Raw genomic sequence first — 21,734 nt, forward strand, 5'->3', positions numbered from 1 at the left:
TGGTATGTGTAATCCGTGCAGTCCAGTTAGTCTTCTTTACAATATTTCAGAGATAGTTCTCTTGTATTGAAAGTCTCTTCGTTTGTAGCAGAACCAAACTCCGAACCTCTGCTCAACATCTCATCCACTATTCTATATATCGAAATAAGGTGTATACATCTCTGATTTGGTGATAGAACACTCAAAACTAGCTCAAACTGGTGATAGAGGCAAAACCACATCCACTTCGTTAAACACCAGTTTAACCAAGTGGATTTATATGGGTCGATACTGTACCCGACAGACGAATGTCTGGATCAACTGATCGAAGGGCTAATCGCGAGGGGAAGACCGTCGAAGCGGCGGTTTCGCGCTATCTCGGATCACTAAATTCGGGTGGCTCTCGGTCAACGATGCGATCGCCATTGACCGAATTTGCGAACTTCTGTGACGCAGAGGATGTTCAGCGAGTCGACCAACTCGAGACGAACACGCTCCGCGAGTATGGGATGTACCTTCGCGAGCGTGCCATCGACCAAGAGTTGACAGCGTCGACAGCGAATACGTATTTCAAATACGTGCGCGCGTTTCTCTCTTTTTGCGTCCGTGACGAGTTGTTAGACACCAATCCAGCGAATACACAGCGGGCAGAGGAGTTTCTGCCCGAAGACAAAGGCGACCGCAACCGCCAGTTTTGGAAACCGGAACACCGCCAGCAGCTCATCAACTACGTCACCGAACGCGTGGATTTAGCTCTCGAGGAGTCCATAAACGTCTCTCGGAAAATCGCATACCGAGATCGGGCGATCGTGGTCTTGCTCGCCGACGCCGGCGTTCGGGGCGCTGAACTCTTCCGCGATCCGCGCGACGACGCCCGAAACGGTGTGACCTGGAGCGATGTCGATCTCGAGAATCACTCACTCGAGGTGTTTGGGAAGTCCCGTCAGTATGAACGCGTTGGTCTGCCGTCAGATGCTCGAGACGCGCTCGAGCGATATCGACGCGTTGCTGAGCCGCCGACTGACGAGTGGCCGCTCTTTCCGACTGATCACGCCCCGTCGAAGTATGCAGCGTATCGTGAAGCGATCGAGGAGGATCCAGAGGTGGCGATCGACGATGCCCTTCGAACGGTCGAAGTGCCGCCACCATCGATCACGAAAGCTGGCGGCCGGTCAGTGATGAAACGGCTTACACGGGAAGCTGGCATTGACCTTGAGGACGGCGAGTATCTGAAACCCCACGGAGCGAGGCGAGCACTTGGAGCTGAACTCTACGAGAAAGGCCATTCCGAACTGGCACAATCAGCGCTCCGGCACAAATCGATCGAAACGACCCACGAGTCGTACTCCGATATCCAGGCGAAGGATGTCGCTAAAGGAATTGATGAGGTCCGTGACTGATATTACCGGCTAAAAACATTCAAAATAAAAGTACGTTCCTCCAATATGACCTCTCTCGACAACGTCTCTACCGACGACCTCCGCCAGGTCTTGGTGGAGGTCGAGGGAAAACCGTCACAACGGCTTATGGCGGCAATCAACTACCTTGAAGAAGGCAGCGCGACGCTATAAGAGGTCGATGAACCTGATGTTGCTAAGATGGCTTTATAATACATAGGTTCTAGCAATAAGGGTGTTGAAATAAGACGGTAAGAGAATTCGAGAACGTGCTTCCGAGAAACTTATCGAGTATTGTTTAAAACTATACGAACAAATCGGTATTCTGGACAGTGCTGCCGCTCACGAGAAGAGCAAGCCGAAGGGAGAAGCCGTTAGTCGGGTGGGTCGAGCCCGTAGCTCTTCTTGGCGAACGTCAGGAAGGAGTTCGCCGTGATTGACGGCTCGTCCGAGACCTCGCCGTCCAGTTCCAGCTGGACCAGAATATCGACGAGTCGCCAACAGTTGTACAGTACGCACGCGAACGCGAAGTTGAAGTACCGGAATCGGTGATCCGGTGACTGGGTCTCGGCGAGGAAGGTCTTCAGCTTCTTGAACCCGTTCTCGATACCCCACCTGCGCCGGTATTTCGCCATCATGCGCCCGATCTGGTGCTTCATCTCGGTCCGGTCGTCGGGGTCAACGTCAACGAGTTCGTAGTCCTCTCGAAAGGTAGATCGCCTTCCGCGTCGGGCCGCCGTCGAGACGCTCCTGTTCAACCACGTCGAAGTCCTTGTCCTCGTTTGCGAGCCGAGCGATGTTGTACTCGTGGTCGCTGCTGGAACGAACTTTTCCGGGGTTGAGGTACGTCGCGTCGTGCTTCTCGCAGGCGCAGGTCTGAGAGCAACATTCCAAACTAACTCTACGACCTGCTCGTTCCTCAAACTGCGCTAACTATACGGTGCCAAAAGGGGCAAGTGTCACCTCACCTCTGAGGAACACGAGCGGTCCGCCTCCGTCGTGTACGGCGTCGTGTCCAAAATCCCCTTCTCGCAAGCCTGCTTCTCGTAGACTCGCGTGTCCTTTGCGTGGAAGTGATGAATTGCGTCTTCCTTGCCGAGCAGTCGGATCGCATTAGTGATCTCGATACCCTGCCAGTACAGATGCGAGGATCGAAGTTTGCGCCGATCCGCTCGTAGGTCGCCTCACGCAGGCGGAGCAGTCAGTGTGGCTCGTAAACGAGCATGTTCGGATGCATCTCGATAGCGATATCGACGCCGTATCTGCTGCGTGGTCGGCCACCTTCTGCCAGTACGGGATTGCAACCTTCTCCCACTGGTACTTGTGGACATCGGCGTGCTCGTCTGGCCATGGTGCAGTGACCCAGTTTGGGTGTCTCGACAGTCGGGCTACCTGTGGGAAATCACGAGAAACACGTTATCGTATTCACCTCAAACTGTGCGGCGAGTTCAATTGCTTCTCGGATTCGGTATCCGCTTGGGAAGCCCGCTCGTCGTTCGGATGCAGCGGGTTCTTGTGCGCCGCCAGCCCACTGATCTGCATTTCGTGCTCGTCGAGGAGTTCGGCGAGCTCCGCTTGAACCTCCTTGTCATTAAGACATGCCTGCCGGTCGAGATGCTCGTTGCCCGGATAGCCGCCGACGCCCGGTTCGACTGCGTCGACGTTCAGTTCGTCCAGATACGCTAGCGCTTCTTCGAACGATCTATTGTACAGCGGTGAGGTATGTACGCCGATATTCATGAGTTCACCGATTAACTATCATCATGCGAATTTTGTTCGCCCCATCATCATGGCTACGAGCTCGTCCTCGGTAACATCTGTGAGGTCTTCGACACCGACCAGTTCTCCAGACGCGAGGACTGCAGCCCGGTCAGCAAGCTGAAAGACAATTTCCAGATCATGGCTGATCAGGATGATCGTTACACCCTGTTCATTGAGCCGTTGGATCAGATCAAGGATCCGCTGGGTCGCATCGATCGAAAGTGCGCTCGTCGGTTCATCCATAATGACGATATCGGGATCCGGTTGCAGTGCGCCTGCAATGGCAACGCTTTGTTGCTCTCCTCCCGAGAAATTCTTGACTTTGCTCTTGGGGTCCAGATCGAGTTCGAGACGTGAGAGTAGTTCCTTGGATTCAGCCTCCATCTGCTTGTCGTCGACGAAGTTGAGAAACCTACCGAGAGGGTTATTCAACAGGATTTCGTCTCCAAGGAAAATGTTCCCGGCGACAGTTCGGTTCGGTGCGATCGCTAGATCCTGGTACACCGTCTGGATACCTAGCTGTTCGGCAGTATTGTAATCACCAATATCGACTTGCTCACCGCGAACGCGGAGATTTCCAGAGGTCTGCTCGACGACACCACTCAAGATTTTGATGAGCGTTGACTTACCGGCACCGTTGTCGCCGACAACCGCGAGTACTTCGTTTTCCTCGATGCCAAACGACACATCTTCGAGCGCCTGAATCATTCCGTATTGTTTGGAGATATTATTGAATCTAATAATTTCACTCATAGCCAATCACCCTCTTCATCCTTTGCTCTGATCGCAACTGCCACGATGATTACGATCCCCCGGATGAGTTCTTGCGAACTTTGGCCGTATCCGAGTAGAATGATCCCGTTATCTATGACACTAATAAGCAACGCACCAAGGACCGTTCCGATGATCGTTCCTTTTCCACCGAACAGCGATGTCCCACCTATGATCACCGCTGCAATCACTGCAAGCTCAATTCCAGAGCCCATTCCAGGCCGAGCGACACCGAGCCGAGCCATGTACAGCAGACCAGCAAGAGCGGCACAGAGTCCAGCGATAGTGAGCGTCATGATCTTGATTCGACCAGTATCGATCCCGGAATACTCTGCTGCCTGCTGTGAATCACCTGTCGCATAGACGTGCCGGCCAAAGCGTGTTTTCGAGAGAATGGTCGCAGAGATGATCAAAAGTACTGCCATCCAGGCGATAATCATTGGGAAGGGGCCAATTGCCCCTCCAAAGACAAACTCGAATGATGGGCTATCAATGACAACTGGGGACGCACCAGAAACGACGAATGCGGTTCCGCGGGCCACACCGAGCGATCCAATCGTCACAATGAATGAGGGAATGCCATACCTAATGGTGATTATACCATTGAGCATACCGAACACTATACCGACAGCTAGGGCCACGAGGATGCCAGCAATAGCACCGTATGCAGTTATCGCCATCCCCCCGATGACTGCGCTCAAAGCCATGACTCCCCCGACCGAGACGTCGATCTCCGCACTGACTATTACGTACGTCATTCCTAGGGCGATAACGAGAACAGTACCAGTCTGCCTAATAATGTTTATGAAATTGTTGGTGGAGAAGAAATTGGATTCCAGGACCGAAAAGAACGCGGCAAGAACGACTATAGATCCCGCTAGTAGTAGGAATTCACTGGGTTCATCGATTTTAGTTCTTATTTTTCTTGTTACAGACATGTTTATTCGAAGTGCTGTGTGATTGATTCCGGTGGCTCTTCACCGACCAGTTCAGGGTACATCTCGAGTAGATTCTGCCGTGCAACTGCTGGGGACGGAAGTGCGATATATGGGGGGGTCTCCTCGCCGAGGAACCGCTTTGCTATCAAATCGACTTCAGCTCTCCCCTGTGCAAGCGGGTTCTGAGAACCGACACCGACGAGAAACTCGCCCTCGGCTAGCAGTATTCCACTGCGTTCACCCAGATCGGTTGAAACGACAGGGATATCGAGCCCCTGTTCCTCGATAGCTTGAATCGCCTGTGCACCTGGTGGATCGACCCACGGGGCCCAGAGAGCGTCTATGTCCGGGTTCGCGGTGAGAGCGTCCTGCGCAATCCCCAGCACGTCTCCTTCGTCGGTGAAACCAACGGTTTCAGTCTCGAAGTCATCATCCTCGTCGAGGACGCTCCGAACACCGAGATACCGTTCGTTCGTGACGTAAAACGAGATGTCATGCTCAAGTAGTAGCACTTTCCCCCCATCGAGCACAGACTGAAGCATGCGACCGCCGATAACGCCCATTCCGCGGTTGTCTGCTGCGACTAGACCTGCGTAGTCGTCCGGGTGTTCGAACCCCGCAGCAACGTTATCCATAAAGACAATTTCTTTCCCAGCGTCAGAAACTTCCTGATATGCGCTAGAAGTCGCTTCGACGTCAACTGGAATTGAAAAGATACCATCGACCTCGTCCTTACTTGCCACGGTTTGGAGAATATTACTCTGTATCTCCGGGTCGAATTCTGCATACTGGATCCCTGTAACATCAATTCCGAGTTCGCTACACCGTTCAGTGAGCGCCTGTTCCTGAAGGATGGTCCATGTGTCTTCACGGAAGTGGAAGACGATCTCGACTCTGAAGTCTCCATCCTGAATCTGCTTTTCTTCCTCTTCCGTGAGTGCAACGGAATCCGCCGTGGCTGGCCCCTCACCGTGCGGCCCCTCTCCAACGAGTTCGTCAGGTTGGATTTCGTCGAGATCAAACGTGACATCCTGGCCCGCGGGCTCGTCATCTCCACTGGCACACCCTGCGAGGGCGGCTAACCCGCTTGCCCCCAATACTTTGATAACCATTCTCCGGTCTACTGGCATGTGGTGGCTATTATCAGCCATGAACGAACATACTCAACTAATGGTATATATATTTTTGCTAATTTTGCATAACCTTGGGGCATAATAGTCGGTATTGTTACCCAGCTGGTTTCACTAGCACATCGTTCGATAACCATCGATTGCTATCTCCGCAAACTATTAATATGATGACCAGAAACTCTGAAACGCAATGGCAGATATAGGTATCAACACCTGGTTATACGCCAGTTTCCCGACTTGGACGCAGAGTTACACTCTCGAAGAAACAATCGATCGAGTCGACGAACTCGGGTTCGATTCGATCGAGTTTGGTGCAGCATCCCCACACGCATGGCCGCCATACATGGACGACCAACGAGTAGCATCGATCCGTGAGCACCTCGACGAGAGTTCGCTCGAGGTCTCCAGTATTTGCCCGGCACTGGGTGGCGGGCCCGGACCGAACCCGGCAAGCCCCCTCGAAGAGGAACGAGAGGCAGCTCGGGACCACTATTTGGGATGTCTTGACGTTGCAGAGTCGTTCGATAGCAATATCGTACTCTGGGTAGGAGGATGGCACCATGAGACCCAGCGATATGAAGATGCATGGGAGAATCAACGATCGGTTCTGGAAACTGTCGTCGATGAGGCCGAGCGCAAAGGCAAAACAATTGCCATCGAAGCGAATGCAGCAGACGTAAACCTCATCGAAACCCCGAACGACCAACTTCGTCTGATCGAAGAGATAGACTCGCCAAACGTCGGGGCTATGTTCGATACGGCCCACGCCGCTCACCGCGGTGACTCACCGGCCTCCTACGTCGACCTTCTTGCCGACCATCTCGTCCACCTGCATCTCGCTGACACTGATCGTCTGCCGCCGGGACAGGGCGACATATCGTTCCAGCCGATGTTTGACAAGCTCGAAACTGCAGACTACGATGGTCATTACACCGCAGAGATCTTTGGTGGGCATCTCAATCCCGACGAAACTGCACTATCTACAAGACAGAATCTTGAGTCGATGCTTGAATAAGCGTCATCTCTTCTGCTGTTTTAGAACTCAAATTGTTATTATAGCCACGCAAGACAAGTACTCAGTAGTGTATTGAAGTCGCCTTCGTTAATGTACCCTACAGTACGGAGATCGGTCTCGATACGAATTCGTTGAACGGTTTTAGGGTCACAGTTAGCTAGAACAACCATTGCGCTTGAATCGTAATCCGTCGTGCTCAGACGGATCTCATGACGACTGTGAGAGAAACTCCTACAGACACGACGATTACGAGTGTTACCTACACTGAACGTTAGCAGTCATTCTCTGCTACATCGAGTAGTTGGTCTTAGGGTGTGAAGACAACTTTTTGGGTTTCGCGGTTGTCGAATTTTTTGTACGCTTCCTGTACGCTCTCTTCTTCCAGTGGATACTCGTGAGAGACTATTTCCTCTGCACGATCGTTGCCGATTTTGTCGATGACAAACTCGGCAATTTCGGGCCATTCCCATGTTTTGAACGACCAAGAGCCGACGTACGTGACTTTCTTGTGGATGAGATGCTCGCTCGGGTTGATTGTTGCCTCGTCGGTCTCACCGATTTGGGAAATGACACCGTGTTTTTTGACCAGTTCGAGTGCCATCTCGATCCCGCTTTGAGCGGCTGAGCATTCGACGACGACGTCTAGGCCACGACCGTTGGTTAGATCATCGACGATTGCTTCTGTATCTTCTTCGACAGGGTCAATACCGTGGTCTGCCCCCAGTTCAAGGGCCTTTTCACGACGATGGTCAATCAAATCGAATGCGACGACTTCAGCCCCGAGTGCGTCCGCGTTGACGACGCCGCTCAGACCCATTGGCCCGAGTCCGACAATCCCGACTGTATCCGAGCCATCGACATTACACTCTTTCATTGTGCTGTAGAGGTTGCCCAACTGGTCTGTTGCAATTGCTCCCGTTGGCATACTCATCTCATCAGGCATGGGATGGCAAGTCGATACGGGGGTGACGACTTCCTCGGCTTTCCCGCCATTTCGGTCAAAGCCGAGAATTTTAACATCTGGGCAGAGGTTAGGCTCGCCGCGATGGCAGTACTCACAGTGGTCACAGCCAGCGAAGCAGTTGATGGCGACGCGATCACCCACCTCAAGGTGAGTAACGTTGTCACCGACCTCACTGATCGTTCCAGAAGACTCGTGCCCGGGAATCACCTCACCGACCGGTTTGCTTCCGACAAGGGGGTCCCCATAGTAGAGGCTCATATCGCTCCGGCAGATGGCAGCTGCGCCGATATCGATTCGAACTTCGTCGTCGCCGACGGAGTCGTGTTCCCAATCCTGTACATACGCTTCTTTGTCACCGGGTAGGACTACTCCCTTCATGGGTGGCGTCACGTTGAATACAAAACTGAAAGGTTATAAAACTTTGTATAAGATTATCTATGTTTCTTTGAAGTCCGATGGATCGTTGGCTGAAAAGTTCAATCAAAAAGCTGTTCTCTCCGAGAGAACGCTATACACGTGCTATAGAGATTGGTTCAGCGGAAACGGTTCTTGGTAGTGTTTCGGGTATTGCTCCTGAAGGTTACCACGATAGACTGGGAGTGACCCTGAGGCAATAAACGGTGGAGTGTCGTTGCCAAGCAGCGCGTGGGCCGTCATGTTTGCTTCAATTTCCCCTTGCTGGTATGGGTACTGTGCCCCGGTTCCTCTGATCAACCGATCGGAAGCGATGTACTCAACTGTCCGAGAGCTGAGTCCAGTGGTCGTGATAACGATATTGTCTAGTCCTAAATCCTCGTACGCGCGCGCTGCCTGAATAGCAGGTGGATCCGACCAGATTACGAACAATCCATCCAGATTTGGATTCTGTACAGCCAACGATTGCGCGATGTCGTAGACTTCGTCAGGATCAGTAAATCCGCTTTCCGCGCTGATCTCGATTCCGTCTGTCTGTTCCAAAACCTCACGAACACCACTTTCCCGTTCGGAGCTCACATAGAACGGCGCATCGAACGTTATTATTCCTACTTTTCCACTTCCATTGAGAAATTCACGAAGGAGCCGGCCAGCGACGATACCTACACCTTTGTTATCAGAGGAAACACAGCCTGCATAATCCGATGGATGCTCAAATCCATCGGGGATATTATCCATAAAGACCAGCTCAGTATCGGATTCGTTTAGAGTACGATAGGCCTCAGATGTTTCTGACGTATCCACTGGAATGGAAACTACAGCGTCAACGTCACTCGAATCGAGGTGTTGAAGAATTTCGGTTTGCTCGCTGGCGTCGAACCTCGCGCCGTAAACATCCGTGACCTCGATCGAAAGTTCTTCGAATCGGCTTTCCAGCCCTTTTCTCTGTAGCTCAGTCCACGCTGTTTTCAGGTGGTGAAATACGATTGCGACGGTGTAATCGCCGTTTCTGACTGTCTTTACTTGTTCCGTGGAGAGTCTAACGGCGTCGTTCGGAGCAGGTCTCTCACCGTCTGGGCCGCTACCGGCCAGCCCATCAACCGTAATATCGGACAGATCCATACATAATCCGATAGTGGTTCTGGTTCATAGTTGTTGGGTACGTCTTGTTGGCGTGGAGAATGGTTGCATCCGTGACCAAATACCTAAGTAGAATAATTCTGAAGATCATGCTACGATGCCCACCGGCTCAAAGTCCGAAACTGTCGATGCGGTAGAGCGGACATTCAGAATCATCCGCCTCCTTAAGAAACGTAACAGAGCCGGAGTGACGGAGCTATCAAATGCCCTCGAAATGTCAAAAAGTGGTGTTCACAAGCATCTCTCGACGATGGTTGAAGCAGGATATTTGGTGAACGATGGAGGAGAATACCGATTGAGCTTCAAATTTGTAGGAGAAGGAGAGTTTGTCAAGCAAAACAGTTTATTGTACAATATCAGTACCTCCGAGATTGATTCGTTGGCAGCTGGCGTCAAGAACGGAGCCTACCTTGTCGCTTTTGAGAACGACACAGCGTACTGCGTATACAAATCTGAGGGTGAGAGTTCCGTTGCAGCCGATATAGATGTCGGCGATTCCGTTCAATTTCACAGCACCGCAGCTGGAAAGGCGATCGCTGCCCACCTCCCGCCAGATGAGAAAAATAAACTATTCGAATCAGAGCTCGCTACTAATACGAAGATGACTATTACAAAACCCGGCGAGTTACAGGAGGAGCTTGCATCGATCCAGAAAGAAGGAATCGCATTCGAGAACGAAGAACACGTCCGTGGAATGCGTGCTGTTGGAAAGCCGATTTTTGGACCCGAAGACAGTGTTCTCGGTGCAGTCGCAATCTCCGGACCGGTATCATTGCTCCCAGATACTCGGTTTCGAGACCAGCTACCTGAGATGATAACACAGACGACCAACTTCATCGAAGTGAAATACTCTCTGCGGGCCCGCGAAGCCCTCGAACAGGGGTCACACGTTCCTCGTGAGTTTTACTAATTGCTCGGCTCTGCACGTTCATAAACTCCCTTCAGAATGGAGGAAGAGGTGGTCGATTTTCTCTATCAATCCGTCGAGATTGCGGTCTGGCTGGTCGCGTACCCACGAGAACATATTGTAGATCGCCTCTTTGAGGCCGTGTTCGAGCTGTGCTCGGAGCAACTCGTCTCGAAAGCCTCGTCGCTCCGAGGCACTCGATTCGGGACCAAGACGAAGAAGGCTGTAGGTCAGCATCTGAAGGTGCCAGTGACGACTGGCACCGTCAGAATCATGCACCTCACAGTCTCCAAGGCCGGGATCCTGTTTCGAGTCCTCGAAGAACGTCTCGATTCGCCACCGATATGAATAGCTCCGAATAATGTGTACCGAGGGAGCGTCGATCTTGTTCGTCGCGAGGTACTTGACCGGGTTGTCTTCGTCGTCGTCAGTGACTTTCTCGGCGATTACCAGACGTACCGTACCTAACTTCGAGACCGGTAACGTCTTCGTCCAGATCTTGTACGTTTCCTCATCGATCTTTCGCTCTACCTTGTCGATGCGCTCTTCCAGCGCATCGACTCGCATCTCCTCGTTGGCGTAGGTCACTTGCCGATTGCTCCGCAACGGTCCAACCCAGTCTTTGCCGTGGGATTCGATGTGTTTGATCAGCTTCGAGTCATGAGCGAACCTCTTCTTCGAATTTAGTGATCATCTTCCGGGAGAGATCGTACTTCGTTTCGTCTTCGTCCGCATCATCCTGGTCTGCGTCGTCGGCTTTCTCGTACTGCCGAAAGGTGAGCGGATAGGAGGTTTTGTCGTCGGTAAAGAACGAATAGACGAGGTTCTGTCCCCAGACGGGTCTACCTTCGGCGTGATCGTAGAACTTTCCAGCACCGGGAAGTTCCTTCCCGGTTCGCTGGAATACCGAATCGTCGATGACGATGTAGCTATCCTGTGACCACCGCGTCTCACTGTGTTTTTGCAGTTCATCTAACCGCTCGTGGTTGAGTTGGTCCTCGTCCCAGTTGTACTCAGTAATGAACTTGTTGAGCGCTCGGTCGCCCTGGGAAGGACTTCACGGGCGATTCCGGTCACGGTCTTGCTGCTGGCCGCAGCAAGACCTGTCACGTACGCTTTGGATGCTGAATCTGGTGGTACGATAGCGAGTCAAACTCGTCCAACGGGTCGGTACAGGACAGGAAGCACGTAATCGGCATCATCGTCCGTCAATATTGGCTACATCGCGTTCCGACTTAAACGTGCAGAGCCGAGTAATTGCAAGACCCCCGTTCGCGCTCAGAGAACATCCCCGAAGACGGCTACAACAAGCTATTAGCTGAAATGGACCACGATTCGACATCTGGAGCACTACCACCGGACGAACTGGCGACACGGTCGGCAGAAGTCCAGCTAACTCAATCTATTCGACGCACGCGACATCAATTATGAGGAACGCGGGATAGCTGATGGAGACCCGACAGATCAAGTCACACACAGAGCCAGTCAGTTGAATATCGATATGATGTTGATTGAGGGGAAGGCGGTCTCAACTGGAAAAGTTGTATTCGGCGACCGTGCTCAGTCAGTTCTTCTACAGGCATCCTGTCCAATGGTTTACGTACGCCAGAATCTCTGATCAAACGTTATGTACACGATGTTCCAAACCCAATTCTTCGAGGCTATAACCGAAGACAAACTCGAACACCCAGTGTACACTGTCGGAGGCACTCCTTCATTGATGAAGTGGTCCAGACCTAAGAGAGTACGTCGCAACGACGTGATCGTCGTCACACATGACTGAGTCACCAGTTTGCGAAGGAGTACTCGAAAGAACTGACTGAGAAAATACTGTCGTTCATCGACTAATAGTAGCTATATTTTTCAACTATAGGTCCACCTACACCCTATCACATATACATAATTGATAGGTCCTGTTCGCAAGAAGCGAACAGAAGAATATTCGGCTATAGTATGTCAAGGGTCTCTATGTAATCCAACCCAGTCTTGGAAACTACAATTCGAAGAGTATCATGCGATTACATCCATACTTTTGTAATCGATGGAGGAGATTGTGATTGCTGATGTTTCGAAAGCATGACCGACTATGGCCATTACCATCATTAAGTCCGAGGCGTATTCAAAATAAACGGCCGTGGTGAATCACCATACGGCAGACGATTTTCCTAGCTCACGGTGCAGTTGATGTTGTAGCCGACGCACAGCAGGACGATTTAACGGAACTCTCGATACCAGCTTCGTGCACGCACGGCGTCGCCGAGCGTGCGCTTAATCACCGTCGTTACGGCCAGAGAGCGTTGTGTGAGACCGTTCTCTGTTACATCGGTCCGCGCGTTATGCGCGTGATTGATGGGTAGAAGCTATGATGTTTGATCAGCGGTCTTACGCCCTCTTCCCACAGTCTCTCACGTAACTGATGCCAGTCGTAACCTAGTCGGATGCGAGACTGTTCAACTCGCCCACGTTGCGGTGGGCGAGTTGACAACTGAGATAGGTGTTGTCTTCCCGCTTCGACTTCCTAGTTCTGACAGACTAACTCGACGCAATCTAGGATTCATCAGAGTCAAATAAACATAATCATACAAGTGACTACTATTGTATAGAAACGCGTTTGCAGGTACTCTTGATACTGAGGGATCTGAACCACGAGCACTACTACTAGTTTAGTATCAGTACTTCACCTATAGAAACGCTGCTGACTAAACAAACCACTGCTGACCACAAATAGTTGTGCCAAAACTGAGGGCTGCCGCCTTCGCAGTCGGCAGGCGGTCGGAATCTCATATTACGGTGCGGTTGCTGGCAGAGTTGAGCAGTCGTTAATGCTTCCCTCGGCCGGCCACTGAGGGCCGCCGATCAGGCGGCCCTCAGATCGGTCTTCGGCTACGTACTCACACCTGACGGATTGTACACTTCTCCCCAATCGAGCATCATATGGTAGATTAATACCAGCAACTTTTGAGCTGTTGCCACAATCGCTTTCTTCGAGTTCTTCCGGCTTGCTATCCGGTTGTAGAATCGACTCAGGTACTCGTCATTACAGGTGTGTATCGCGACATATGCAGACTGGACAAGAATCCATCACATCCGACCTGATCCACGTTTCGAGATACTCCCCTCAATCCGCGGGCCGTCTGGCTCGCGGATTACTGGGTTTAATCCGACGTAGCTCACGACTTCCTTGTGTCCATCAAATTGATCTATCTCGCCTATCTCTGCATAAATCGTCAGTGCCGAATAGTAGCTTACCCCCGGAATAGTCATGAGCAGCTGGGTCTCCTTCAGAGACTCAGCGCGCTCTTCAATCGTCATTTCAACATGTTCAATTTCATCTGTAAGCGTCTTGATCACGCTAAGGCCCGACTCTAGTGTAGCTTCAGATCTCTACTGGTTAGGTTATGCTCTCTGAGAGCGTATCTACAGGAATGGGACGAAAACAACACGTCGTCAATCTCTCCGAGGAAGACTGCAACACGCTTGAGTGGTTCATTTCGACCGGAGAACGAAAGGCAAAAGATATCAGATATCACGATGGCGCGTATTCTCCTGAAGGCTGACGACGGACTCACAGATTCCCAAATCTGTGAGCACGTCGGGTGCAGTATCGGCATGCCATACAGAACGCAGAAGGCCTACTATGATCGGCGGCTCGCGGCGATTCATCGCCGCAAGCCCGATCGTGAGTACGACCGTAAGCTCGACGGCGACGCGGAAGCCCGCTCCATCAAACTCGCCTGTACCGACCTACCAGAAGGACGCGCCCGCTGGACGCTTCACCTTCTTGCCGACGAACTCGTCACCCTCGACGAGATCGACTTCGAGTCCATCTCTCACGAAACCGTTCGACAGGCTTTAAAAAACACCCTGAAACCCCATCTGTACGACTACTGGGCGATTCCAGCTGAAGACGACGGTCAGTTCGTCTACCATATGGAAGACGTTCTCGAACTCTACCACGAACCGTACGACGAAACCCGTCCAGTCATCTGCTTCGACGAAACCAGCAAGGAACTCCACGGACACAAACGCGACCAGCTCCCGGCAAAACCGGGAGCGGTCGCTCGTATCGATACTCATTACGAGCGACATGGGACGCAGATAATTCATCTCACTACCGAACCGTTGACCGGATGGGTTACCGCCACAGTCACCGAGCGACGCCGAACAGTCGAGTGGATTGAGCAGATGATTGAACTTGCGGAGACGCACTACCCGGATGCCGTGTGCATCCGAGTTGTGCTCGACAACCTCAGCACGCACAACCCCTCCGCGTTCTATCGGTTCTTTCTACCTGATCAAGCACGCGCATATCTCGATCGATTCGAGTTTCACTTCACACCAACACACGGCAGCTGGCTGAACATAGCCGAAATCGAGATTGGCGCGCTCAAACGCCAGTGTCTTGGGTGACGAATTACTCACGCAGCGACCCCCTTTCGGAGGTCGCTGCGTGGCACGCCGAGCGGAATGGTGCTGATGGCCTAATCAACTGTCAATTTACCACCGGCGATGCACGCATCAAACTCCGTTCCCTCTACCCTGTTCCGCTCGATGAGGGCTAGCGAGACCAAACTTGAAGCTACAGTAGCAGTGTGTTTCATGGTGCCGGAGCGAGAGTTCACGCAGGAACTCTCGTCCCTTTACACTCAACGGCTTCACGTCCTCAGTAATTCCGTGATCGGACAGCAATCCGTGAATCTTGTTGGCGTACTCTGTTCGGTTTTCGACCAACTTCTGTCGCCCGCGCACGAACTTCCCTGATCTCGTCAGTTGGAACGTAGCCTTCCGGCACTGAAGTCAACCAAACCATCCATGCCAACTTCTTCGCATCAACGCGATCGGTTTTCTTGTCAGTGTCAGCGATTTGGTTCAGATCTTTCGGGTGAGCAACAGTCACATCCAAATGCTCTGATAGCGTATCGTGGATGTGGTAGTAGTTGCTGTTCGCCTTAATTGCGGCTTCTGCACCAGCGTACCGTTGGGCGAGTTCGTCGAGGTTCGCGTTGTGCGGCCGCATCCCCAGCGTGAACTTCACCTCCTCTCCAACGATCGGGATAGTCGCCAGTTTGTAACACCACGAATACGATTTGCTTGATGGAGCACCTGTACTCATCTCCAACTCGTCACCATCACCGTAGTACGCAATGTGGGTGATGTCGATCGCCATGTCGACATGGCGATCTATCGAGTAATACCGCTTGGCAACGTCCACCATCTCTGCAACCGTCCATTGACCACCGAAGCGATCTCCATCGCCTCAAGTTGCTTGATGTAGTAGAGATAGGTGTCACTGTCAGGACCGCCGCTCTCGCGGGTAGTTTCCTCGGTGAAGAGTCGGCTACCTTGATTGGCGGCTGTATCCGTCAATCCGAGGTAGCTCTGCAGTTCGAGAAACGCGGTATCGTCATGCCGCGTTCCCTCGCCCGGTCGGTCGAGGTCCATCGCCGGAAAGATGTACTCACACAGCGCCTGGGTCAATTTCTTCGCCTTGCTGTCGATGTAGCGCTGCTCCGAGCGGCTGGAGAGATCGCTCTTGTCTTCAGGTTTGAGCGCGCGCAGTCCGAGGGGATATGCTCAGCAGATGTCTGAATGAACGTCTTGAGCTGGTCGGGAAACTGGTCACGCCATGCACGACCGAGCGTGATCCGCCCCGGCGCGGTCTTATCCGCAGCGAACTGATTGGGGCTGAAGCCGAGCGTGCGGGCACGCTCGGCGTCGGCGAGGTACTCGTGAAGTTCCTCGGTCGTGAAGCCAGCGAATTCCTTACAGTAGAACGCCCGTACCATCGGTTCGTAGCCGTAGCGAGTGGTCCACTCTGTTTCACCGACGGTGTAGATTTGAGCCTCGCTGAAGTCAAGAGGAGAGTCCCAGTCAATCCCAGAACTTTGCATATTTCCGTTACAAATTTTCACCAATACTAAACGTAACTATGAGCGGTCAAAATAGCTTCCATTTTTCAACCATATTTAGCGATATTCAGATCACAGATATTGCTCCCATAGTTGAATTTGGATTACAAAATGTTTGCATCGATACTAATTATAATCGTATGGTTGTAAGAAACATATCTCATGATAGTATCCAAGTAGGACTTAACGGTGAATGAGATTCACCATTAATGAATGTAAATCCATTCAGTGCTAACCCGAATTCCAGAAGAAAGTAGGTATCCAACTAGTAGTGTTCCAATCGTGATTTATTGGGTATCGCTGACGGAGTTTGACACGTGGATCCTCGGTCGTGAACTGCCAGTCGATCGCGGACTCATCCTCACTTTGGGTGCGTCCCCACGCAGCGAATCTCCGTGATGAGGCCGCTGAGTCGAGAATCCGCCGGTAGAGGCATTTGGTGGTTAATTCTCATCAACGAGTGACTGCATCTGCTGGACGAACTCTTGCTTGCGCCGGTGCTTCGGACTTCGACATCTCGCCATCCGCTGCGTGGTTCACTCATCATGAAAAAGTTCCTCGTGCTGTTGCGTTCATACGTGTAGTCGTAGCGAGCGACCGCTCCCGGTCTAGTAATTCACAGAAGAATTTGGTACAAGATGTAGCGCATTTAGCCAGGACTAGTGCTCTTCCGCTGACTCCTAAGTTGAGTCTACCCAAAAGTTAGTTGAATTACTAGCACCGGGAGCGGTCGCACGCGAGGACACTCATTATGAACGCAACGGTGAGAGAAAAATCCATATCGCCATCGAACCGCTCACCGGCTGGCGCCACGTCACGGTCACACCGAGACGACGCAAGCGCGAGTTTGTCGACCAAATGCAAGAGCTCGCGGATGAACACTACCCGGATGCGGCCTGCATCCGGGTAGTTCTCGACAACCGCAACACGCACAATTCGGTTGCCTTCTACGAGTTTTGTAACCCGAAGAAAGCACGAGAGTATCTCGACCGATTTGAGTTTCACTTCACGCCGAAACACGGGAGCTGGCTCAATATGGCGAAAATCGAGCTGAGTGCGGTTAGCACCCAGTGCCTCAGCCGGCGCATTCCTGACGCGGCGACACTCCGAACGGAGGTCGTCGCGTGGGAAACCGAGCGCAACGAGGCTACCGTCTCACTCGACTGGTAGGTCACCACCGATGATGCCCGAACGAAGCTACACCGGCTCTATCCAACCATCAAGGAGAAAGAGCAGGACTAGGCTATCCACACTTGCGAGCGCACTACTAGTGGCGGTCCAAGCCTGAATTGATGGGTGAAATCGATAGCGTGTTCCCGATTTTACTCAGCAGTCGACGCTTGGAACGGTACTAGTACCGTCCCAAACGTGGACAGTCTAGGTTATCTCCTTTGAGCACATCTCTATACAAATGGGACGAAAGAAGCACGTTGTCGATCTCTCGGACGAGGAGCGGAACGAACTGAGGGAGTTCGTCTCGAAAGGCGAACACAGAGCCGAAGCGATCACCCGAGCAAAGATTCTCCTGAAGACCGACGAGGGGCTCACAGATCCGACAATCTGTGAGCACCTCGATTGCTCGATCGCCACGCCCTATCGCACACGCAAAGCGTACTCTGAGAGAGGGCTTGCGGCGATCCACCGCCGCAAGCCCGATCGAGACTACGAGCCAAAACTCGACGGCCGAGGCGAAGCTCACCTCGTTGCACTTGCCTGCTCGGAGCCACCAGAAGGCCGAACGCGCTGGACGTATGCCCTGCTCGCCGAACGGCTCGTTACCCTCGAGGAGATCGAGTTCGACTCGATCTCCGAGGAAACTGTCCGACAGCGTCTAAAAAAACGACCTGAAGCCACACCGTTCTGAGTACTGGCTGATTCCGCCCAAAGAGAACGCTGAGTTCGTCTACCGGATGGAAACGATCCTTTCGCTGTACGAAAAACCGTACGACGAGAGCCGTCCAGTCGTCTGTTTCGACGAGTCCAGCAAGGAACTTCGAAAGCACGTCCGCGACCCGCTCCCGGCGTCACCGGGAGCGGTCGCTCGAACTGACCACCATTACGAACGGAACGGGACCCGAATGCTTCACGTTGCGACTGAACCGTTGACCGGCCAGTGCCGCCTTCACGTAACAGAACGTCGACGAACGTGTGAGTGGATCGACTGCATGGTGGCGATCGCTGACGACTACCCGGATGCAGTCCGCATCCGGGTAGTCTTGGACAACCTCAGCACACACAATCCCGCCACATTCTATCGGTTCTTCCCGCCCGAGAAAGCACGCGAGTATCTCGATCGACTGGAGTTCTACTATACGCCCACGCACGGGAGTTGGCTGAATATGGCCGAACTCGTCTGGAGTTCGCTCCAGACGCAGTGTCTCAACCGCCGCATTCCAGACGCAGCGACTCTCCAGTCGGAGGTCGCTGCGTGGGAAACCGAGCGCAATGGAATGGATGCCACAATCAACTGGCAATTCACGAATGAGGACGCTCGAACGAAGCTTCACCGTCTTTATCCGTCCCTTGAGGGGGTAGAGAACTAGTCACTCGAGACTTGGGACGGTACTAGTACCGTTCCAAGCGTCGACTGCTGAGTAAAATCGGGAACACGCTATCGATTTCACCCATCAATTCAGGCTTGGACCGCCACTAGTACCGTTCCAAGCGTCGAGTAACTAGCTCGTATTCCCTTCGAGGGACGGATAGAGGCGATGAAGTCTCGTTTGAGCATCTTCAGACCTGAATTGCTAGTTGACCGTGACATCCAGCTCATTGCGTGCTCTTCCCACGCAGCGACCTCCGAACGGAGAGTCGCTGCGTCGGGAATCCGACGCTTGAGACACTGTGTCTGAAGCGAACTCCAGACGAGTTCGGCCATATTCAACCAGCTCCCTTGCGTGGGTGTGAAATAGAACTCAAACCGGTCCAGATATTCTCGTGCCTTTTCAGGCGGAAATAACCGATAGAAGGCTGCTAGATTGTCTGTACTGAGGTTGTCCAGGACTACCCGAATGCTGGCTACATCCGGGTAGTAGTCATCGGCGATCGCTTGCATACACTCGATCCACTCGCTTGCCGACGCCGCTAGGTTACCTCAAAATGACACCACCTAGTCAGCGGTTCGGTCGCTACGTGAAGCATTCGTGTCCAGTGTGTTCATAGTGGTGATCCTTCCGGACGACCGCTCCCGGTTTTGCCGGGAGCGGATCGCGGGTGTGCTTTCAAAGTTCCTTACTGGATTCGTCGAAACAGATAACTGGACGGTTCTCGTCGTACGGTTCTTGGTAGAGTGAGGGAATCGTTTCCATTCGATAGACGAACTCAGCGTTCTCTTTCGTTGGGAGCCAATATTCAGAGCGGTGTGGCTTCAGGTCATTTTTTAGACGCTGTCGCACTGTTTCCTCGGAGATCGAGTCGGTCGTCGAGCAAAGCATACGTCCAGCGATTTCGGTTCTCTGGTGGCTCCGAACAGGCGAGTGCAACGAGGTGAGCTCAGCACGGCCGTCGAGTTTCGGCTCGTAATCTCGATCGGGCTTGCAGTGATGTAGTACTCAAGGAAACTTTTGGAGGAGTTCGTCTTCCTGTTCTATGGTACCACATTGCTATATTACAGAAACATGGGAGTAAATATATTGACTGGGCCATTGATTTGATGTGTGTGAGCAGTCAGCACGCTTTCTTTGCCGTTACCAGACAACTGTTGCAGAATGGATGTCCGCTTGTTTGTAAGAATTTCACGATTACTCTCGACTTGCAATACTTATCTCAAGCACTAAATCGCCGCAAGCCCTCTCTCGGAGTAGGCTTTACGCGTTCGGTGAGGTGTGGAAATCGAGCAATCGAGGTGTTCACAGATCTGAGGATCTGTGAACCCTTCATCACTCTTGAGGAGGATTTTGGCACGGGTGATGGCTTCAGCTCGGTGTTTTTCCTTCGAAACAAACTCCGTGAGTTCACTGCGTTCTTCCTCTGAGAGATCGACAATATGCTTCTTTCGTCCCATTGGTGCAGTTACGCGTCCAAAGTAGATAACCTAGGCTGCCCACATTTGGGACAGTACTACCAGGGTTTAATTTATAGACTTCGTACGTTAGACGAAGATTCCTTCAGTCTCTTGCAGTAGCCCGCCGTACTTCAGTTCGGGCTGTTGGTTGTTCAGAAATGATGTTCTCGGTACTTTCCCAGAAGGGGCGTGTGATATCGTTCCGGAGTAAGGTAGCTCGAGCGCTTAGGAGATCGTCCGTATATTGGACATCTGAACAATGATGAGTTATGATAAATTGATCTTCCAATTGTCGACGCATTGGAACAGAGGTTCTCGGTTGTGAGTATACGATAACCCGTAATAATTATATTAGAGACTTATCAGACAGAAAATGGCGATTTCTTCAATCAGACAGTGCTATCTGCGCTAATCCGTACAGATTCGTTTGTTGATATAAGTATAGATATGATATCTTGCTAATCAAGTAGCCAAGCTATAGAATGTGATCTCTTTGATAATGCCAAACTATTTCATGGATAATATTGAATGCCGAATAATGAGTTCGGATGATTCGAGGCGAACGATCAAATCGGTGGAACGTTCGTCCCAAATACTCGAGTATCTGCGCCAAAACGGTCCGTCGACCATTTCAGACCTCGAGTCTACAGTCGAGGTCTCAGCAGGGACGATCCATACATATCTTGCGTCACTGAAAGTCCATGGATTCATCGAAAAAGAAGGGACAGTGTACCGGCTCGGATCGATGTTCATTCCGTTTGGAATGCGTGTACGAAACGAAAACGAACTGTACCAGTGTTCGAAAGTCGTGATTGAAGAGCTCGCGCTGGAAGTCGGTGGGTGCGTACACTTGATGACCGAATATGAGGGACGGTTGCTTATTCTGGAGGAAGTGTATGGTGAGTCAGCAATTGGAATGGATTTTCATATCGAAAAACGTGGAAAACTCCAACACCATATCCACTGTACTGCAGGAGGGAAAGCAATTCTCGCTCATCTTCCTGAAAAGGATATGCAACAACTTCTCGACAATCACGGTCTCCCCAAACGCACCTCAAATACGATCACTGACCGCGATCAATTGTTGGACGAATTGGCGTATGTCCGCGAGCAGGGGTTTGCACTTAACGATCAGGAACATATGCCAGGGGTTCGGGCGGTTGGCGTCCCGATTTGCAAGGATGATGAAGACGGCGTGCTCGGTACTGTCAGTATTTCAGGCCCTGCGGCGAACTGGTCAGAGGACCGATTTACCGAAAAGATACCGGCAAAAGTGAGCGAAGCTGCAAACGCAATCGAGATTAACATCCATTCTAAAGAGCGGACGCAATGATCAACCTCAAATACTCAATTAATGTAGTATAGCGGTCACCTCTCGCATATCAAACAAATATTTGCGAGCCAAT

General features: G+C 52.0%; 14 protein-coding genes and 10 pseudogenes. 10 read left to right on the plus strand and 14 right to left on the minus strand.

What is annotated here, in order from left to right; genetic code table 11:
- The first annotated feature begins 287 nt into the window (after nucleotides 1-287).
- Nucleotides 288-1,379: a tyrosine-type recombinase/integrase gene (locus tag ACZ5C7_RS03645; protein ID WP_464374786.1), complete on the plus strand. Its 1,092-nt coding sequence runs from the start codon at nucleotides 288-290 to the stop codon at nucleotides 1,377-1,379.
- Nucleotides 1,380-1,424: 45 nt separating this feature from the next.
- A pseudogene (locus ACZ5C7_RS03650) lies at nucleotides 1,425-1,547 on the plus strand (IS630 family transposase); the annotation flags it as partial.
- A 203-nt stretch (nucleotides 1,548-1,750) separates the two neighbouring features.
- On the opposite strand, the pseudogene ACZ5C7_RS03655 reads toward ACZ5C7_RS03650, so the two are convergent.
- From ACZ5C7_RS03655 to ACZ5C7_RS03675, 5 genes and pseudogenes are all read right to left on the minus strand, one after another.
- A pseudogene (locus tag ACZ5C7_RS03655) lies at nucleotides 1,751-2,243 on the minus strand (ISNCY family transposase); the annotation flags it as partial.
- A gap of 113 nt (nucleotides 2,244-2,356) precedes the next feature.
- Nucleotides 2,357-3,116 (minus strand): annotated as a pseudogene (locus tag ACZ5C7_RS03660) (sugar phosphate isomerase/epimerase family protein); the annotation flags it as partial.
- A gap of 21 nt (nucleotides 3,117-3,137) precedes the next feature.
- Entirely contained in the window at nucleotides 3,138-3,890 is a 753-nt protein-coding gene (locus tag ACZ5C7_RS03665) for an ATP-binding cassette domain-containing protein (RefSeq protein ID WP_464374787.1), read from the minus strand.
- Complete coding sequence (locus tag ACZ5C7_RS03670; RefSeq protein WP_464374788.1) at nucleotides 3,887-4,846, minus strand: ABC transporter permease; 960 nt, start codon at nucleotides 4,844-4,846, stop codon at nucleotides 3,887-3,889. Before ACZ5C7_RS03670 ends, ACZ5C7_RS03665 begins: the two co-directional genes overlap by 4 nt.
- 2 nt (nucleotides 4,847-4,848) lie before the next feature.
- Entirely contained in the window at nucleotides 4,849-5,997 is a 1,149-nt protein-coding gene (locus tag ACZ5C7_RS03675; protein WP_464374789.1) for a substrate-binding domain-containing protein, read from the minus strand.
- Nucleotides 5,998-6,166: 169 nt separating this feature from the next.
- Here ACZ5C7_RS03675 and ACZ5C7_RS03680 point away from each other — a divergent pair, with 169 nt between their 5' ends.
- Entirely contained in the window at nucleotides 6,167-6,991 is an 825-nt protein-coding gene (locus ACZ5C7_RS03680) for a sugar phosphate isomerase/epimerase family protein (protein WP_464374790.1), read from the plus strand.
- A 307-nt stretch (nucleotides 6,992-7,298) separates the two neighbouring features.
- Here the strand turns inward: ACZ5C7_RS03680 and ACZ5C7_RS03685 are convergent, their stop codons facing one another.
- Nucleotides 7,299-8,333 (minus strand): alcohol dehydrogenase catalytic domain-containing protein, encoded by a 1,035-nt coding sequence (locus ACZ5C7_RS03685; RefSeq protein ID WP_464374791.1) that lies wholly within the window; start codon nucleotides 8,331-8,333, stop codon nucleotides 7,299-7,301.
- A gap of 141 nt (nucleotides 8,334-8,474) precedes the next feature.
- Nucleotides 8,475-9,491 (minus strand): substrate-binding domain-containing protein, encoded by a 1,017-nt coding sequence (locus ACZ5C7_RS03690; protein WP_464374792.1) that lies wholly within the window; start codon nucleotides 9,489-9,491, stop codon nucleotides 8,475-8,477.
- A 115-nt stretch (nucleotides 9,492-9,606) separates the two neighbouring features.
- Here ACZ5C7_RS03690 and ACZ5C7_RS03695 point away from each other — a divergent pair, with 115 nt between their 5' ends.
- The gene (locus ACZ5C7_RS03695) at nucleotides 9,607-10,419 is read left to right on the plus strand and encodes an IclR family transcriptional regulator (protein ID WP_464374793.1); all 813 of its coding nucleotides are present in this window, start codon (nucleotides 9,607-9,609) and stop codon (nucleotides 10,417-10,419) included.
- An 18-nt stretch (nucleotides 10,420-10,437) separates the two neighbouring features.
- Here the strand turns inward: ACZ5C7_RS03695 and ACZ5C7_RS03700 are convergent.
- The 3 pseudogenes from ACZ5C7_RS03700 to ACZ5C7_RS03710 all read right to left on the minus strand — a co-directional run.
- Nucleotides 10,438-11,618, minus strand: a pseudogene (locus ACZ5C7_RS03700) (IS701 family transposase).
- 1,011 nt (nucleotides 11,619-12,629) lie between these two features.
- Nucleotides 12,630-12,930: pseudogene (locus ACZ5C7_RS03705) on the minus strand (IS5/IS1182 family transposase); the annotation flags it as partial.
- A 369-nt stretch (nucleotides 12,931-13,299) separates the two neighbouring features.
- A pseudogene (locus tag ACZ5C7_RS03710) lies at nucleotides 13,300-13,794 on the minus strand (transposase); the annotation flags it as partial.
- A gap of 47 nt (nucleotides 13,795-13,841) precedes the next feature.
- Here ACZ5C7_RS03710 and ACZ5C7_RS03715 point away from each other — a divergent pair.
- Complete coding sequence (locus ACZ5C7_RS03715) at nucleotides 13,842-13,973, plus strand: hypothetical protein (protein WP_464374794.1); 132 nt, start codon at nucleotides 13,842-13,844, stop codon at nucleotides 13,971-13,973.
- Nucleotides 13,948-14,826, plus strand: a complete 879-nt coding sequence (locus ACZ5C7_RS03720) for an IS630 family transposase (protein WP_464374795.1) — start codon at nucleotides 13,948-13,950, stop codon at nucleotides 14,824-14,826. The genes ACZ5C7_RS03715 and ACZ5C7_RS03720 overlap by 26 nt, the downstream gene beginning before the upstream one ends.
- 198 nt (nucleotides 14,827-15,024) lie before the next feature.
- On the opposite strand, the pseudogene ACZ5C7_RS03725 reads toward ACZ5C7_RS03720, so the two are convergent.
- Nucleotides 15,025-15,430 (minus strand): annotated as a pseudogene (locus ACZ5C7_RS03725) (IS110 family transposase); the annotation flags it as partial.
- Nucleotides 15,425-16,268 (minus strand): annotated as a pseudogene (locus tag ACZ5C7_RS03730) (ISNCY-like element ISHwa15 family transposase); the annotation flags it as partial. The pseudogenes ACZ5C7_RS03725 and ACZ5C7_RS03730, both read right to left, overlap by 6 nt.
- Nucleotides 16,269-17,057: 789 nt before the next feature.
- Between ACZ5C7_RS03730 and ACZ5C7_RS03735 the strand changes: the two are divergent.
- The 3 genes and pseudogenes from ACZ5C7_RS03735 to ACZ5C7_RS03745 form a co-directional block, all read left to right on the plus strand.
- Nucleotides 17,058-17,495: pseudogene (locus ACZ5C7_RS03735) on the plus strand (transposase); the annotation flags it as partial.
- A 241-nt stretch (nucleotides 17,496-17,736) separates the two neighbouring features.
- Nucleotides 17,737-18,189, plus strand: a complete 453-nt coding sequence (locus tag ACZ5C7_RS03740; RefSeq protein ID WP_464374796.1) for a helix-turn-helix domain-containing protein — start codon at nucleotides 17,737-17,739, stop codon at nucleotides 18,187-18,189.
- Between the two features lie 10 nt (nucleotides 18,190-18,199).
- The gene (locus ACZ5C7_RS03745) at nucleotides 18,200-18,868 is read left to right on the plus strand and encodes an IS630 family transposase (protein WP_464375248.1); all 669 of its coding nucleotides are present in this window, start codon (nucleotides 18,200-18,202) and stop codon (nucleotides 18,866-18,868) included.
- An 89-nt stretch (nucleotides 18,869-18,957) separates the two neighbouring features.
- Here ACZ5C7_RS03745 and ACZ5C7_RS03750 read toward each other — a convergent pair.
- A pseudogene (locus ACZ5C7_RS03750) lies at nucleotides 18,958-19,392 on the minus strand (transposase); the annotation flags it as partial.
- A gap of 705 nt (nucleotides 19,393-20,097) precedes the next feature.
- Nucleotides 20,098-20,328: a helix-turn-helix domain-containing protein gene (locus ACZ5C7_RS03755; RefSeq protein WP_464374797.1), complete on the minus strand. Its 231-nt coding sequence runs from the start codon at nucleotides 20,326-20,328 to the stop codon at nucleotides 20,098-20,100.
- Nucleotides 20,329-20,866: 538 nt separating this feature from the next.
- Here ACZ5C7_RS03755 and ACZ5C7_RS03760 point away from each other — a divergent pair.
- On the plus strand, nucleotides 20,867-21,661 hold the full coding sequence (locus ACZ5C7_RS03760) for an IclR family transcriptional regulator (protein ID WP_464374798.1): 795 nt from the start codon (nucleotides 20,867-20,869) through the stop codon (nucleotides 21,659-21,661).
- The last annotated feature ends 73 nt before the right edge of the window (nucleotides 21,662-21,734 follow it).

The sequence above is a fragment of the Halostagnicola alkaliphila genome (assembly GCF_055379965.1).

Bases quoted from the DNA above. Each gene is read 5' to 3' on its own strand.
- ACZ5C7_RS03645 (WP_464374786.1), top strand. From the start codon at position 288: ATGTCTGGATCAACTGATCGAAGGGCTAATCGCGAGGGGAAGACCGTC.
- ACZ5C7_RS03665 (WP_464374787.1), bottom strand. From the start codon at position 3,890: ATGAGTGAAATTATTAGATTCAATAATATCTCCAAACAATACGGAATG.
- ACZ5C7_RS03670 (WP_464374788.1), bottom strand. From the start codon at position 4,846: ATGTCTGTAACAAGAAAAATAAGAACTAAAATCGATGAACCCAGTGAA.
- ACZ5C7_RS03675 (WP_464374789.1), bottom strand. From the start codon at position 5,997: ATGGCTGATAATAGCCACCACATGCCAGTAGACCGGAGAATGGTTATC.
- ACZ5C7_RS03680 (WP_464374790.1), top strand. From the start codon at position 6,167: ATGGCAGATATAGGTATCAACACCTGGTTATACGCCAGTTTCCCGACT.
- ACZ5C7_RS03685 (WP_464374791.1), bottom strand. From the start codon at position 8,333: ATGAAGGGAGTAGTCCTACCCGGTGACAAAGAAGCGTATGTACAGGAT.
- ACZ5C7_RS03690 (WP_464374792.1), bottom strand. From the start codon at position 9,491: ATGGATCTGTCCGATATTACGGTTGATGGGCTGGCCGGTAGCGGCCCA.
- ACZ5C7_RS03695 (WP_464374793.1), top strand. From the start codon at position 9,607: ATGCCCACCGGCTCAAAGTCCGAAACTGTCGATGCGGTAGAGCGGACA.
- ACZ5C7_RS03715 (WP_464374794.1), top strand. From the start codon at position 13,842: ATGGGACGAAAACAACACGTCGTCAATCTCTCCGAGGAAGACTGCAAC.
- ACZ5C7_RS03720 (WP_464374795.1), top strand. From the start codon at position 13,948: ATGGCGCGTATTCTCCTGAAGGCTGACGACGGACTCACAGATTCCCAA.
- ACZ5C7_RS03740 (WP_464374796.1), top strand. From the start codon at position 17,737: ATGGGACGAAAGAAGCACGTTGTCGATCTCTCGGACGAGGAGCGGAAC.
- ACZ5C7_RS03755 (WP_464374797.1), bottom strand. From the start codon at position 20,328: ATGGGACGAAAGAAGCATATTGTCGATCTCTCAGAGGAAGAACGCAGT.
- ACZ5C7_RS03760 (WP_464374798.1), top strand. From the start codon at position 20,867: ATGAGTTCGGATGATTCGAGGCGAACGATCAAATCGGTGGAACGTTCG.